Source organism: Acinetobacter sp. Brlt_5, assembly GCF_051949055.1.
Classification (GTDB): Bacteria; Pseudomonadota; Gammaproteobacteria; order Pseudomonadales; family Moraxellaceae; genus Acinetobacter; species Acinetobacter indicus.
Genome location: NZ_JAYJLP010000015.1, coordinates 33,595 through 48,397 on the forward strand (window position 1 = coordinate 33,595; position 14,803 = coordinate 48,397).

At 46.8% G+C, this 14,803-nt stretch carries 13 protein-coding genes, 1 tRNA gene and 1 pseudogene; 12 read left to right on the plus strand and 3 right to left on the minus strand.

What is annotated here, in order from left to right:
- The first annotated feature begins 15 nt into the window (after nt 1-15).
- Nucleotides 16-1,287 (plus strand): GGDEF domain-containing protein, encoded by a 1,272-nt coding sequence (locus VF685_RS10750; protein ID WP_005179187.1) that lies wholly within the window; start codon nt 16-18, stop codon nt 1,285-1,287.
- 89 nt (nt 1,288-1,376) lie between these two features.
- A protein-coding gene (locus VF685_RS10755; protein WP_373685922.1) for an IS3 family transposase occupies nt 1,377-2,764 on the plus strand; the annotation gives its coding sequence in 2 pieces (ribosomal slippage) (nt 1,377-1,871 and nt 1,874-2,764; 1,386 coding nt in all).
- A 58-nt stretch (nt 2,765-2,822) separates the two neighbouring features.
- On the opposite strand, the gene argG is transcribed toward VF685_RS10755, so the two are convergent.
- Complete coding sequence (argG, locus tag VF685_RS10760) at nt 2,823-4,163, minus strand: argininosuccinate synthase (RefSeq protein ID WP_005179184.1); 1,341 nt, start codon at nt 4,161-4,163, stop codon at nt 2,823-2,825.
- Nucleotides 4,164-4,384: 221 nt separating this feature from the next.
- Here argG and VF685_RS10765 point away from each other — a divergent pair, with 221 nt between their 5' ends.
- From VF685_RS10765 to VF685_RS10780, 4 genes and pseudogenes are all read left to right on the plus strand, one after another.
- On the plus strand, nt 4,385-4,738 hold the full coding sequence (locus tag VF685_RS10765; protein WP_180192077.1) for a hypothetical protein: 354 nt from the start codon (nt 4,385-4,387) through the stop codon (nt 4,736-4,738).
- A gap of 104 nt (nt 4,739-4,842) precedes the next feature.
- A complete protein-coding gene (locus VF685_RS10770; protein WP_171293314.1) occupies nt 4,843-6,879 on the plus strand; it encodes an NADPH-dependent 2,4-dienoyl-CoA reductase in 2,037 nt (678 codons plus the stop codon).
- An 87-nt stretch (nt 6,880-6,966) separates the two neighbouring features.
- Nucleotides 6,967-7,056: transfer RNA gene (locus VF685_RS10775), tRNA-Ser, on the plus strand.
- 172 nt (nt 7,057-7,228) lie between these two features.
- Nucleotides 7,229-7,381: pseudogene (locus tag VF685_RS10780) on the plus strand (Arm DNA-binding domain-containing protein); the annotation flags it as partial.
- A 230-nt stretch (nt 7,382-7,611) separates the two neighbouring features.
- Here the strand turns inward: VF685_RS10780 and mobR are convergent.
- Nucleotides 7,612-9,285: a phenol degradation transcriptional regulator MobR gene (mobR, locus tag VF685_RS10785; protein ID WP_163170273.1), complete on the minus strand. Its 1,674-nt coding sequence runs from the start codon at nt 9,283-9,285 to the stop codon at nt 7,612-7,614.
- Between the two features lie 394 nt (nt 9,286-9,679).
- Between mobR and VF685_RS10790 the strand changes: the two genes are divergently transcribed.
- The 6 genes from VF685_RS10790 to VF685_RS10815 are packed head-to-tail and all read left to right on the plus strand — an operon-like array spanning nt 9,680 to nt 14,353.
- Nucleotides 9,680-9,970, plus strand: a complete 291-nt coding sequence (locus tag VF685_RS10790) for a phenol hydroxylase subunit (RefSeq protein ID WP_104489758.1) — start codon at nt 9,680-9,682, stop codon at nt 9,968-9,970.
- A gap of 18 nt (nt 9,971-9,988) precedes the next feature.
- A complete protein-coding gene (locus VF685_RS10795) occupies nt 9,989-10,993 on the plus strand; it encodes an aromatic/alkene monooxygenase hydroxylase subunit beta (protein WP_163170272.1) in 1,005 nt (334 codons plus the stop codon).
- 11 nt (nt 10,994-11,004) lie between these two features.
- Nucleotides 11,005-11,274 carry an MmoB/DmpM family protein gene (locus VF685_RS10800; protein ID WP_075168171.1) on the plus strand — a complete coding sequence of 90 codons (270 nt, stop codon included), beginning with the start codon at nt 11,005-11,007 and terminating at the stop codon, nt 11,272-11,274.
- 59 nt (nt 11,275-11,333) lie between these two features.
- Nucleotides 11,334-12,860 (plus strand): aromatic/alkene/methane monooxygenase hydroxylase/oxygenase subunit alpha, encoded by a 1,527-nt coding sequence (locus VF685_RS10805; RefSeq protein WP_075168172.1) that lies wholly within the window; start codon nt 11,334-11,336, stop codon nt 12,858-12,860.
- A 57-nt stretch (nt 12,861-12,917) separates the two neighbouring features.
- Nucleotides 12,918-13,280, plus strand: coding sequence for a phenol hydroxylase subunit P4 (locus tag VF685_RS10810; protein ID WP_104511304.1), 363 nt, complete (start codon nt 12,918-12,920; stop codon nt 13,278-13,280).
- 11 nt (nt 13,281-13,291) lie between these two features.
- A complete protein-coding gene (locus VF685_RS10815) occupies nt 13,292-14,353 on the plus strand; it encodes an NADH:ubiquinone reductase (Na(+)-transporting) subunit F (RefSeq protein ID WP_286385279.1) in 1,062 nt (353 codons plus the stop codon).
- A 151-nt stretch (nt 14,354-14,504) separates the two neighbouring features.
- On the opposite strand, the gene VF685_RS10820 is transcribed toward VF685_RS10815, so the two are convergent.
- Nucleotides 14,505-14,699, minus strand: coding sequence for a heavy-metal-associated domain-containing protein (locus VF685_RS10820; RefSeq protein ID WP_127799610.1), 195 nt, complete (start codon nt 14,697-14,699; stop codon nt 14,505-14,507).
- Between the last annotated feature and the right edge of the window lie 104 nt (nt 14,700-14,803).

The following is a 14,803-nucleotide window of genomic DNA, read 5'->3' on the forward strand; positions in this document are numbered from 1 at the left end:
TTATATTTTATGTCAATGGAATACAAATATAAGCTTGTCCAATTGCAATACGACAAGGAAAAAATAGAGGCACTGATTGCCCGGCAACGACGCAGCGCGGGTCAGGTGTTTCCGAAACAGCTGGAACAGGAATTTTGGCAGCAGTATTTGGAGCGTGCCCGGCATAATATTAACCAGTATTTCTGGTCGGGGGTGCTGGTCTATTTTATTCTGACCATGCTGGTCATTCCCGGGGATTACTGGATTATCCAGCCGCAACATTTCTGGCATGATTTTATCCGCTGTCTGCTCGGGCTACTCAATGGTGGCCTGTGTCTGCTGACGCTGTTTTTCTTTGCGCATTATAAAATCCTGCGGCGCTATTTTGCCTATGCCGCCATGGCGCTGGTGTTCTGGGCCATCCTGTCGATGACCTGGCTCACCATGACCGTGTATACCGAAGCACTGAAATATCAGGCCATGATGATCATCTGTATCATTTACATCATGGGCTATGTGCTGACCGGGGTAAAACCATTTCATATGCTGCTGACCGGATTAATGGCGGCAGTCATGACCATGGTCATGCTGTTTACCTTTTACATTCCAATTGATGTGATGGTGATGGCGCGGGTGCTCATCGGCAGCGTAGTGATGGGTTTTTTAATGAGTAAAATGCTGTGTACCCGAGAGCGGATGATCTTTCTGGTGATGCAGCAGGCGAAACTCGGCGAGAAAATTAACCGGATTAACAGTGAAGAATTGCTGCATTTAAGCCAGCATGATGCACTGACCAAAGTGTCGAACCGGCGCAACTTTGATGAAATGCTGAACAGCTATTATGAGCAGGCGCGGCATGATGAACGGCCCTTGTCCTTGCTATTTATTGATGTCGATTTCTTTAAGCTGTTTAATGATTTTTATGGCCATCAAAAAGGTGATGAAGTCATTTCATCAGTGGCCAAGTCCATTAAAGACGCGATTCGGCATATGGATTTTGTGGCGCGTTATGGCGGCGAAGAATTTGTGGTGTTGCTGCCTGAAACTGATGCGCATGGTGCTTATGCGGTGGCGTCAAATATTTTTAGGGCAATTGAACGGCTGGCCATTCCACATGAAAAATCCAGTGTGTCCGATATCATTACTATCAGCCTGGGTTTTACCGTGTATAAAGGCGAGCTCGAGATTTCCAAGGATGATCTGATTAGCCGTGCCGACCAGGCGCTGTACCGGGCGAAAAAACTCGGCCGGAACCAGATTTATTATCAGACCGCGCAGGTCAGCGATATTCTGCAGGGGCTGGAATAAATCCCAAACAGCAAGCACAAAAAAACCGCCCGAATGATCTGCACCCCGAAATTTGGACACTCTTAGTCCAATTTGAAGGGTGCTTTTCTATGGCTAAATATTCTCAACAGTTTAAACTTGAAGTTGTTCAAAATTATTTATCAAATAAAAATGATGATGGGTTTAGAAAAACAGCTAATAAATATAAATTAGACAGAGCTACTATTCGACAATGGGTTGCTATATACCAGACTCTTGGCGAAGACGGCTTGAAACCTCAATCTCATCGCATAACCTACTCTACAGAGTTCAAACTTAAAGTTGTTCTTAAAATATTGAATGATGGCTTGTCACTTATCGATGCTTTAAGATTTTTTAAATTAAAAGAAGTTGGAACTCTTTCTACATGGTTGCGCAAATATCAGGCACACGGTATAGATGGCTTAAAATCTAAGCCCAAAGGACGCCCCAAACAGATGCCAAAGCCACAGCGACCTAGAATTAAAACCTCACAAGAAGATCGAAATAAAACTCAAGAACAGCTACTTGAGGAATTGGCGTATCTACGGGCAGAGGTCGCTTATCTAAAAAAGCGGAGAGCCTTGATTCAGAAGCGCAAAGAACAGGAAAAAGCCGAACAGCAACGGCTGCAAGATTCATATCTGAATTAAGGCAAAGCTATCAATTAAGGCACTTGTTACGTACATCAGAAATGGCTCGAAGCACTTACTTTTATCATGAGCAGCAATCAAAGCGTGAAGATAAATATAGTGACCTTAAACAGCAAATTAAGGCGATATATCATAAACATAAGGGACGATACGGGTATCGCAGGATTACACTTGCCTTGAAGAATTTGGGGTTTACCATTAACCATAAGTGTGTTCAACGCTTGATGCAGTCCATGCAGCTCAGATCATGTATTAGAGCTGTAAAGTATCGCTCTTATAAGGGGCAAATTGGTAAAATTGCTAAGAATGTGTTGCAGCGTCAATTCAAGGCAGACAAGCCCAATCAGAAGTGGGTAACAGATGTAACTGAATTTAATGTACGCGGTGAAAAACTTTATCTGTCACCCATAATGGATTTGTTTAATGGTGAAATCATTGCGTTTCAGCTCCAACGTAGACCACTGTTTGGTTTAGTTAAAGATATGTTGAAAGATGCTATCGCCAAGCTCAGCCCGAATGATAAGCCAATTATTCATTCAGATCAGGGCTGGCAATATCAAATGAGATTTTATCAGCAACAGCTTCAACAGCACGGGCTTATTCAAAGTATGTCGCGTAAAGGTAACTGTCTAGACAACGCTTCAATGGAAAGCTTCTTTGGAATACTTAAATCAGAATGTTTCTATGGTGAGGAATTTAATTCAGTTGAAGAGTTGGAACAGACCGTGAAAGAATATATTCATTATTACAACCATGAACGAATCAAGGTTAAATTAAAAGGACTAAGTCCTGTACAATACAGAACTCAGTCCTTAAAAGCTGCTTAATCAAACCGTCCAACTTATTGGGGTCAGATCACGAAGGCGGTTTTTTCATAGAGACAACTTATTTCTTGTCTTTTAACTGTGGAACAGCAGAACCTGTACCCACGGCCAGTAAACCAGCACCGGTATAAATGCCAAGTTTTTGACGGGTATCGGTAATGTCCAGGTTACGCATGGTTAACTGACCAATACGATCCATTGGCGTGAACATTGAATCACCTTTTTCCATAGTCAAACGCTCAGCTTCATAGGTGAGGTTTTCAGATTCAGTGTTCATGATGGTGTAGTCATTGCCACGACGCAGCTCTAAAGTCACCGTACCAGTGATGGCTTTTGCAACCCAACGCTGTGCAGTTTCACGCAGCATCAGGGCTTGAGAATCGAACCAGCGACCTTGATACAGTAAACGGCCTAAACGTAAACCGTTGATGCGGTATTGTTCGATGGTGTCTTCGTTATGAATACCTGTCACTAAACGCTCGTAAGCAATGTGCAGCAGTGCCATACCCGGAGCTTCGTAAATACCACGAGATTTCGCTTCAATGATACGGTTTTCGATCTGATCCGACATCCCCAGACCATGACGGCCACCAATACGGTTGGCTTCCAGAATGAACTCTACCGGATCTTCGATACGACGGCCGTTCAGTGCAACCGGGAAACCTTCTTCAAAGGTAATTGAAACTTCTTCAGGCGCAATTTCAACATCATCTTTCCAGAACGCAACGCCCATGATTGGCTCAACAATCTTGATACCGGCATTCAGATATTCCAGATCTTTGGCTTCGTGTGTTGCACCCAGCATGTTCGAGTCAGTCGAGTAGGCTTTTTCTTTTGACATTTTATAGTCGAAGCCGTTGTCGATCAGGAACTGTGACATTTCTGCACGGCCGCCTAGCTCATCAATAAAGGTCTGGTCTAACCACGGCTTGTAAATTTTGAGCGCCGGGTTGGTCAGTAAGCCGTAACGGTAGAAACGCTCGATGTCGTTACCTTTATAGGTTGAACCATCACCCCAGATGTTCACGTCATCTTCTTTCATGGCAGTAACCAGCATGGTCCCGGTAACTGCACGGCCTAGTGGTGTGGTGTTGAAGTAAGGCACACCACCTGTTGAAATGTGGAACGCGCCACACTGAATTGCAGCAATACCTTCAAGTGCAAGCTGTAAACGGCAGTCGATTAAGCGTGCTTTTACTGCGCCATAGGCTTCCGCTTTCTTCGGAATAGCATCGTAATCATCTTCATCTGGCTGACCCAAGTTTGCTGTGTAGGCATAAGGTTCAGCGCCTTTTTGTTTCATCCACAATAAAGCAGCAGAAGTATCTAGACCACCAGAGAAGGCGATACCCACTTTTTTGCCTACTGGTACGCTTTGCAAGATCGTTGCATTATCAGTCATTGCGAGTCCTAACTTATGAATATAGGCAACCAAAATGGTGGCCAAGGAGAATTCGAAAATGGCGCTATTGTAGCACTTTTCCGAAACGATGTTTTCTGAAAAATTTGCTTTCTGAAAAAAGTTAGACTTTTTTCATCGGTTTCAGTTTATTTTCGGCCACAGCAGCCCATTCCTGGCTTGAGTATGATAGAACAATTTATATCCACAGAGAGGAAATGCCGATGCAGCCCAATGTCACACCGCCCCCATTGATCTCCAACAATAACCGCAATGAAACCCTGGCGCTGGTTCATGGTATTTATGCCGGTTTACTCAGTTTTAGTGCAGTGGTGTTCCTGTATCTGGAATATCAGCAGCGCAGTATTGCTACCCTCAATTTAGTGATTGTGATGGCCTTGATGCTGCTGTTGATTTATCTGAATATCAGCGCCTGTTTGAAAGTGAAACGGGGCAATGGTGAAGGACGCACACTGTCGCGTATTCTGGCAGTGCTAATGTTATTAAGCTTTCCAATTGGCACGGTGCTCGGTGCAATTGCGCTATGGAAAAGCAGCAGCAAGCAGTGGCAGAACTGACATTGGCAGTTTGTCATGATAATTTTTTGAAAATGCCATAAACAAATAATAAAAAATCGCTACAGTATTATGCAACAAGTTGCAAAACCAGCGTACAGGAATACATGATGACAACAAGCTATGCACATCTGCTCAGTCCCTTACATTTAGGTTTTACCACCCTGAAAAACCGGGTGGTGATGGGGTCCATGCATACCGGTCTGGAAGACCGCTTTTATAATTATCCGAAACTGGCGGCCTATTTTGGTGAGCGTGCCAAAGGCGGCGTTGGCCTGATTATTACGGGCGGGATTTCACCGAACCGTCAGGGCTGGTTATTACCGGCCGGCGGCACCATGAATACCTTGGGGGATATTGCACCGCATCGACTGGTGACCCACGCGGTACATAAGCATGGCGCCAAAATTCTGTTGCAGATTCTGCATGCCGGCCGTTATGGCTATCAGCCTTTTGTGGTGTCGGCCAGCCCGATTAAATCGCCAATTTCACCGTTTAAACCGCGCCAGCTCAGCGATAAACAGATTTTAAACACCATTCAGGACTATGTGAAAACCGCCAGTCTGGCCAAAAAAGCCGGTTATGATGGCGTGGAAATCATGGGCTCTGAAGGCTATTTGCTAAACCAGTTTTTAAGCCGTCATGTTAATCAGCGCAATGACCGCTGGGGTGGCCCGATTGAAAACCGAATGCGCTTTGCTGTGGAAATTGTCAAAGCCATTCGTGCAGAAATTGGCGATAAATTTATTATCTGCTTCCGTCTGTCGATGCTGGATCTGGTACATGATGGCAACACTATGGATGAAGTCATCACGGTAGCCAAAGCCTTGGAACAGGCCGGTGTGACTTTACTGAATACCGGTATTGGCTGGCATGAAGCGCGTATTCCGACCATTGTGACTTCGGTGCCGCGCGCAGCGTTTGTGGATTACACGGCAGCGGTGAAACAGCAGGTATCGATTCCGGTGATTGCTTCTAACCGGATTAATATGCCGGATACGGCCGAAGAAATTCTGGCAGCGGGCAAAGCCGACATGATTCAGATGGCGCGTCCTTTACTGGCCGATGCTTTCTGGGTCAATAAAACCGCCACTAACCGGGTCGATGAAATCAATACCTGTATTGCCTGTAATCAGGCCTGTCTGGATCATACCTTTAAAAACCAGCGCGCCACCTGTCTGGTCAATCCGCGTGCTGCTTATGAAACCGAACTGGTCTATGTCAAAACCAAACAGCCAAAACGGATTGCCGTGGTGGGCGGTGGAGTCGCTGGTATGTCTGCTGCAACGGTGGCTGCAGGCCGTGGTCATCAGGTGACATTATTTGAAGCCAATGCCGATGTCGGCGGGCAGTTTAATCTGGCCAAAGTGATTCCGGGCAAAGAAGAATTCCACGAAACCATCCGCTATTTTAAAGTGCAGCTGGAAAAAACTGGCGTAGATGTACGTCTGAATACCAAAGTTAACCGCGAGCAGCTGGAACGTGAAGGTTTTGAGGAGGTGATTGTTGCCACTGGTGTGGTGCCACGTACACTCAATATTCCGGGCAGCGATTTACCCCAAGTTCTGTCTTATGCCGAAGTGCTGAATGGCGCGCCTGTCGGTCATAAAGTGGCGGTAATTGGCGCTGGCGGCATTGGCTTTGATGTGTCCGAGTTTTTATTAAAACCGGAGCAGCAGCCACAGCCGCAACCTGTGGAGGACTGGAAACGCGAGTGGGGCGTCGATTTAAATCCACACTATGTATCTGAAGGCGGTATGCAGGCACCGGAAATTCATCCCCCTGTGCGTGAAATTTATTTGTTGCAGCGTAAAACCACGCCATTGGGTGCCGGCTTAGGTAAAACCACCGGCTGGGTGCATCGTGCACAACTGAAAAAGCACGGCGTACGCATGTTACGCGGGGTGCAATATAAAGCCATTGGTGATGAAGGCTTATGGGTAGAAATGGATGGCCATGACCAGTTATTGCGAGTCGATACCGTGGTGGTCTGTGCCGGGCAGGAATCTGTTAAAGAGATTATGCCGGAAAATGGCCAGCAGACCTTGGCGCAATATCACATTATTGGCGGGGCAAAACTGGCGGCGGAACTGGATGCCAAGCGCGCCATTCGCGAAGGTGCTGAATTGGCCGCCAAACTTTAAACATTTGATGAAACAATATTCGTTTGAGTCACTTGAATGTAATTTTTACTTGTCAGATGGAAAAAAGCTTCGTATTATGGCGCACATGGAAGCGTGGCAGAGCGGTTTAATGCACCGGTCTTGAAAACCGACGAGGGTGTGAGTCCTCCGTGAGTTCGAATCTCACCGCTTCCGCCAAACAACACTGTCCAGTATTGCTTAACGTAATATAAGCGATTGATTATATTGGTTAAAGCTGGAATATAACAGTACGACGTACGTTGACACTTGACGTGAATCGACAGTTATAAAGTAATAAGAAATGTAGTAAGTTAAAACTTACTACATTTTTTTTGCGTGGTTTTTTATTATGGCACGTACCCAGAATAAGCTCACAGCGCTACAAATTAAAAAACTTAAGGCTGATCCGCAAAAGAGTAAAAAAATAGGTGATGGTGGAAATCTCTACTTTCGTGTTGATCCGAATGGGAATCGGTATTGGATATTTAATTATACTCGCCCATAGGCTTTGTTGCATAAATATGTAAGCATCTGATTTAAATAAATTTAATTTTGGATCAAAAAATAATCAAAACTTTTAAAATCATATAGTTATGAAATCTTTGTGCAACAAAGCCTATTCTTAAACTAAATACTCAATAGCTGCGATTAATATTAAATTATTGGTTTAAGGAGATATTGGCTCACCTAAATTCAGGTCCGAATTTGACCTGAACTTTGCTGTATTAAATTTTAAACCATCTGATATTTCTTTAACCGGTAATCCAGCGTTGCCCGACTAATCCCCAATAAACGTGCCGCTTCAGAAATATTCTGCTGGCTGCGCTGCATGGCGGTTAGAATAATTTCCTGTTCATGCCGTTCCAAAGAAAAATCCTCGGTCAACAGGGTCTCAATTGAATTGGGGGAGGTTGAATTTTTAGCCTGCTGCTTTAACTGCGGAAACAGGCAGCTTAGTTTAATTTCCTGCTGGTCATCGGTCAGTAAGGTGGCGCGTTCCAGCAGGTTTTCCAGTTCACGGATATTACCGGGCCACTCATAACTCATCACATAATTTTTGGCTTTGTCACTCAGGCCAGGCAGGGTTTTGCCATACAGGTTTTCAAAGCGTTTCAGAAAATGATTGACCAGTAGCGGAATATCTTCACGGCGCTCGCGCAGTGGCGGAATCTGTACCGGAAAAATATTCAGCCGATAAAATAAATCGGCACGGAAACGTCCGGCTTTGACTGCCTGTTCCAGATCTTCGTTGGTGGCGGCGACAATACGCACATCGACTTTGCGGGTCCGATAATCACCAACTCGTTCAAATTCGCCTTCCTGTAACATGCGTAACAGGGCGGCCTGCGCCCGCGGTGACAGCTCAATCACTTCATCCAGAAAAATGGTGCCGCCATCTGCGCGTTCAAACTTGCCTGCACGTGACTGGTTGGCGCCGGTATAGGCACCTTTTTCCACCCCGAACAATTCGGCTTCAATCAGGTCGGGAGGAATACAGGCACAGTTGACTGCGACAAACGGTTGCTGGCGGCGCTGGCTGGCCTGATGAATCCCGCGGGCAAAGGCTTCTTTACCGACACCGGTTTCGCCCTGTAGCAGGACTGCGACTTTACTGCCTGCAGCTTTTTTCAGGAGGTCACAGACCTTGCGATAGGCCGCCGATTCACCGATAGCATTAAACATGGTGTAGTCGGCTTCAGCATCGGTGTAGATGGTCTGTTTCAGCTGGTTCAGCTCTGCCTGCAAGGCAATAATCTTGTCTGACACCGGATCGGGTGACATAAAGCGGATCAGTTCATTGGCATTTTCCCAGTCGGCCAGCGGTTTGCCGATAATCCGGCAGCAGTCATCGCCTTTGGCCACGCAATGGGTTTCCTGATAAATAATGGTTTGACCCATCACATAGCTGCTATAGCCGCAGGCATAACCGAGCAGCATCCAGCAGGCCGGTTCATCGGCTGCGCCAAATTCAGATAAATGCACTTCGGCTTCAAAAGAGTTAAGCCAGTTAAAATCGGCATAAAACTGATGCTGGTCATGACTTAAACGCAGGTCATTGACTGTAACCTGGACCATGCCGCGAATACCGTGCATCTGCGGGCCGGCCATAAAGGCTTCCACTTCATTTAAGTTCGGGCGCAGTCGTGAGGTGACTTCGGCATCGCGCATCCCGGCCTGATAGCCGCAGCGGATAAAAAAGTGTTTGGTGCGTTCATAGCCCAGCATCTGATACAGGTCTTTGCGCAAATAGCCCATGATGCCGCTATGAATCAGCAGCATCCGGTTTTCTTCAAACCAGATCTGACCGTGTTCGGTATCAAACTGGATTTTGTCGAGCAGATCCTGAATGTCCTGATTGTGTTCCAGCAGCTGTTTGTAGTGTTTAAGGTCCTGGGTATGGGGCATAGCCAATCATCCATTTTGGCAAGTCACAAGCATGGGTTGATCTTAACCAATTCCGACCACGGAGGTGAGGATTAAAAGCGCATAATCTTATACCTTTTAAATATAGTGCTCATAAATCAATAAGTTGAAATTTTAGCAATATACAAATGTCTAAAACTTCAGTATGCGTTTAAGTTCATCAAATGCTGAAATTCAGCAAAATATCTTTCAGCAAAACATGAAATTTCTCGTCCATCTCATCTCTGTATTTTTAAGCCAATTTAAATAAAAATATAAATATCAATAATTTATAAAAGTTGGCACGCCTTTTGAAATGCTTTAAGTAAATAAAGCTGCAAGCTCCGTGCTTGCCACACTGAAATGATTTTGGTGGCAATGAAAAAGGAAGGTCATGATGACGCACACTGCACGCCCAACGGCATTGACCAAATACATCCGGATTACCGGTGATCCACAGGCCAAATTTGTCGAATTTGATTTTGCCATTCAGGACCCGACGCTATTTGTCGAGCTGGTTCTGCCCCAGCAGGCTTTCCAGGAATTTTGTGCCATGCATCAGGTGGTGGAAATGAGCGCCGCACAACAGGCCTGGAATGATGCCCAGGAAGATAAATGGCGTTATGGCGTAGAACCGAGCATGGTGCGCCCGACACAGTATCTGTCAGATCAAGAAGATCAGTCTTAAGTCGATAAGGAGATAATGATGACTTTAGAAATTAAAACGTCCAGCGTTGAACCCATCCGCCAGACCTATGCCTATATTGAACGCCGTTTTGGCAACAAGCCGGCCACACGTTATCAGGAAGTCAGCTTTGATGTGCAGGCGGCGGCCAATTTCCATTATCGTCCGCTATGGAAACCGGAAAAAACCTTAAATGATCCAACCCATACCGCACTGCTGATGCAGGACTGGTATGCCTTTAAAGATCCGCGCCAGTTTTATTATGGCGCCTATGTGCAGCATCGCGCGCGTTTGCAGGATATTGCCGAAAGCAATTATGCCTTTTTTGAAAAGCGCGAACTGGTGGCGAACCTGTCCGAGGCAGTTCAGCAAAAACTGATGCAGTGCCTGTTGCCATTTCGTTATGTCGAACAGACTGCTAATCTGCACATGATGTCGGGCAGTGCCTATGGCTATGGCACGGTTATCACCCAGGCCTGTATTTTTGCCGCAATGGACCGTTTGGGCATGGCGCAGTATCTGTCACGAATTGGTTTGCTGCTCGATGGCAATCGTGGTGAGGCTTTGCAGCACGCCAAAACTGCCTGGATGGAAGATGCCGCCTGGCAGCCGCTGCGCCGTTTATGTGAAGTCAGCCTGACCGAGCAGGACTGGTTCAAACTGTTTTTATTACAAAACCTGATGATCGACAGCATGTTGCAGCAGCTGGTGTATGGCGAGCTGGATCAATGGCTGGTCGAGCAGGGCGCACGCGATATTGCCATGCTGACCGAGTTTATGCAGGACTGCCTGAACGATTTACGTAAATGGTCTGACAGTGTGTTTAAAACTGCAGTCGCAGAATCGGAGCATAACCAGCAGCTGATTCAGGGCTGGATTGAAGAACTGCTGCCCCAAGTGGAACAGGCCTTTTCTAGCTGGGCCACGCTCGCACTGGGTAGTGCATCGGTGGAATCCGCCATGAACCTGATTCAGGAACGTTGCAAGAAAGCCGGTTTACAGATTCAACACGCCTCAGCCGCATAAGGAGATGCCTCATGAGCTCAAAAGTTTATTTAGCCCTGCAAGATAACGACACTTCACGCTATATCGTCGAAGCGATTGAACAGGACAACCCCGATGCCAGCATCCAGTATTTACCGGCCATGATCCGCATTGAAAGCGAAACCGGTCTGATTGTACGGGCTGAAACCGTGTCGGAAAAACTGGGTCAGGATTGGGACATCCAGGAATTACAGCTCAACATGATTACTCTGGGCGGCAATGTCGAGGAAGATGATGACAGCTTCCAGCTGAAATGGAATTAAACAGACAACATGCCAAGGCCTGAGTGCCTGCACTGGAAAAATTGAACAGGATGATCAAGATGAATACACAAGCCAAAACTGCACAGAAAAAACTGAATGCCAAAGACCGTTACCGGATGCTGACCCGTGATCTGGACTGGGATTTTTCCTATGCCGACCGTAAAGCCGCATTTCCGTATGAAGAATTTGAAGGCATTAAAATTACCGACTGGTCAAAATGGGAAGATCCGTTCCGTTTAACCATGGATGCCTACTGGAAATATCAGGCCGAAAAAGAGAAAAAACTCTACGCCATTTTTGATGCATTCGCGCAGAACAACGGTCAGATGAATGTCTCCAATGAACGTTATTTAAATGCGATCAAGCTGTTTTTAACCGCGGTTACCCCGCTAGAATATCAGGCCTATCAGGGTTATGCCCATGTCGGCCGTCAGTTCAGTGGTATTGGTGCGCGGATTGCCTCGCAAATGCAGTCGATTGATGAGCTGCGTCATGTACAGACCCAGATTCATGCCATGAGCCATTACAACAAGTTCTTTGATGGCTTTCAGGACTGGGCGCATATGCATGACCGGGTCTGGTATTTATCTGTGCCTAAATCATTCTTTGAAGATGCACGTTCAGCCGGACCATTTGAATTCCTGCTGGCGATCAGCTTTGCCTTTGAATATGTGCTGACCAACCTGCTGTTTGTGCCATTTATGTCTGGTGCGGCCTATAACGGTGATATGGCCACCGTGACTTTTGGTTTTAGTGCTCAGTCCGATGAAGCACGTCACATGACCCTGGGCCTGGAAATTGTCAAATTCCTGCTGGAACAGCATGAAGATAACGTGCCAATTGTGCAGGAATGGATTGATAAATGGTTCTGGCGCGGCACACGTCTGTTGTCAATTGTCGGCATGATGATGGACTACATGCTGCCAAATAAAGTCATGTCCTGGAAAGAAGCCTGGGAAACCTACTTTGAAGAAGCGGGCGGGGCACTGTTTAAAGACCTGGGCCGTTATGGCATCCGTATGCCGAAATATTCGGAAGTGATTGAGAAAGAAAAAGAGCATGTGTCGCATCAGGCCTGGTGGATTTTCTATAACTTTGGCCATGCTGCCGGTTTCCACACCTGGATTCCAACCGATGAAGAAATGGACTGGCTGTCGGCCAAGTATCCGGACACCTTTGACAAATATTACCGTCCACGCTGGGAACTGGCCCGCAAGATGGAAGCCGAAGGCAAACGCTTCTATAGCGCCGGTTTACCGCAATTGTGTCAGGTCTGCCAGATTCCAATGACCTTTACCGAAATGGGCGGCGACCCGACCATGTTCAGTTATCGCGACAGCATCTATCAGGGCGAGCGTTATCACACCTGTTCCGATGGCTGCCACGACATCTTTGAACGTGAACCGGAAAAATATATTCAGGCCTGGCTGCCAGTGAACCAGATTTTACAGGGCAACTGTGGCGGGCCAGATCTGGAGAGCATCCTGCGTGATTATTATCACTTCAATGTCGGTGCAGATAACCTGGACATTGAAGGCTCGCCAGATCAGCAGCGCTGGAAAAAATGGAAAGGCGACGCCGCATAAAAAATGGAATCGGGTCATTGCTGCCAATGACCCGCTCAAGGAATTAGGAGATTTCTCATGACTGTACGTGCAATTCAAGACCATTATCAATTCGAACCGCGCGATGCCCAGCATCACTATGGCGACAACATGCTGTTGTATATTGGCTGGGATCATCACACCTTATATTGTGCGGCTCATGCCTTTGTGGTGTCACCGCAGCAGACCTTGCAGGATCTGATCGATCAGCAGATTCAGGCCGGTTTTCATCAGCATCCCGACTTTGAGCAGCTGGACTGGTCAACGGTGCAGTTTGTGTTAAACCATGAACCTTTACAGACCGATTTTTCCAAAACACTGGCCGAGCTAGGCTTTGACCACAAATCCCTGCTGCGTTTTGTCAGCCCGGAACTAAAAGGCTATCAGGATGCCCATGTTTAAGGAGAAAGCGCATGAGTTATCAAGTTACCATTGAACCGATTGGCACCACCATTGACGTGGAAGAAGACCAGACCATTCTCGATGCCGCCTTACGTCAGGGCGTATGGTTACCCTTTGCCTGCGGGCATGGCACCTGCGGCACCTGCAAAGTGCAGGTTACGGACGGTTTTTATGATGTCGGTGAAGCATCGCCGTTTGCCTTAATGGATATTGAACGCGAAGAAAACAAGGTGCTGGCCTGCTGCTGCAAACCGGAATCTGACATGATTATTGAAGCCGATGTCGATGAAGATGAAGATTTCATGGGCTATCTGGTGGAAGATTATCAGGCCACGGTGCTGGAAATAAAAGACCTGTCACCGACCATTAAAGGGCTGCGTTTGCAGATTGACCGTCCAATGCAGTTTCAGGCCGGGCAATACATCAATATCCAGTTTCCGGGTGTTGACGGCACGCGCGCTTTCTCGATTGCCAATGCGCCAAGTGAAGCCGGTATTATCGAGTTGCATATTCGTAAAGTTGAAGGCGGCGCAGCCACCAGTTATGTGCACGAACAACTGAGTGTGGGTGAAGAACTGCAATTGTCCGGGCCGTATGGACAGTTCTTTGTGCGTAAATCCGATGATCAGGACGTGATCTTTATTGCTGGCGGTTCGGGTTTATCCAGCCCACAATCCATGATTCTGGACTTACTGGAACAGGGTGACAGCCGGATTATTTACCTGTTCCAGGGCGCGCGAGATTTAAGCGAACTGTATAACCGCGAACTGTTTGAGCAGCTGGTCAAGGACTATCCGAACTTCCGTTATATTCCGGCGCTGAATGCCGTACAGCCGGAAGATCAATGGACCGGCTTTAACAGCTATGTACATGAAGCAGTGGCGGATTATTTTGAACACAAATGCAGTGGTCACAAAGCCTATTTATGCGGTCCACCGGTGATGATTGATGCCGCGATTTCAACCTTAATGCAAAGCCGCCTGTTTGAACGTGACATCCACACCGAACGCTTCCTGAGTGCGGCTGATGGGGCATCCGGTTCAGCCCGTTCGGCGCTGTTTAAGCATATTTAAGTTTAAGTGTGTTTTGTTTTTTGTCCGGTTTCGAATGACCTATTGCATGTCCCGTTGTCCGTTATAGGTCATTCGTCTTTTGCCGCCTCCCTGATGCCCGCATCACGGAGGCGATTTTATAAACGCTAGCGGTTTTGAGAATGCCTGGAAATTATTGCACTTCTGGCGGGAAACCATCTTCATTCAGCGCCGCCACCAGCTGATCTACGCTGGCACTGCTGTCAACGGTCACGATTTTACTGTCCAGATCAATGTCAACTTTGGCATTCGGGTCCACATCCTGAATGGTGGCTGTTACACCGCGGGCGCAGCCGCCGCAAGTCATATTGGCAATATACAGTTTCATTAAGATGCTCCATGAGTCATGTGAAGATGCTTTCAGTTTAAAGCTTGTCATGATGGGAAGGTCAAGCCAAATTTTTATGCGCAGAGACTTGACCTTCCCATGAT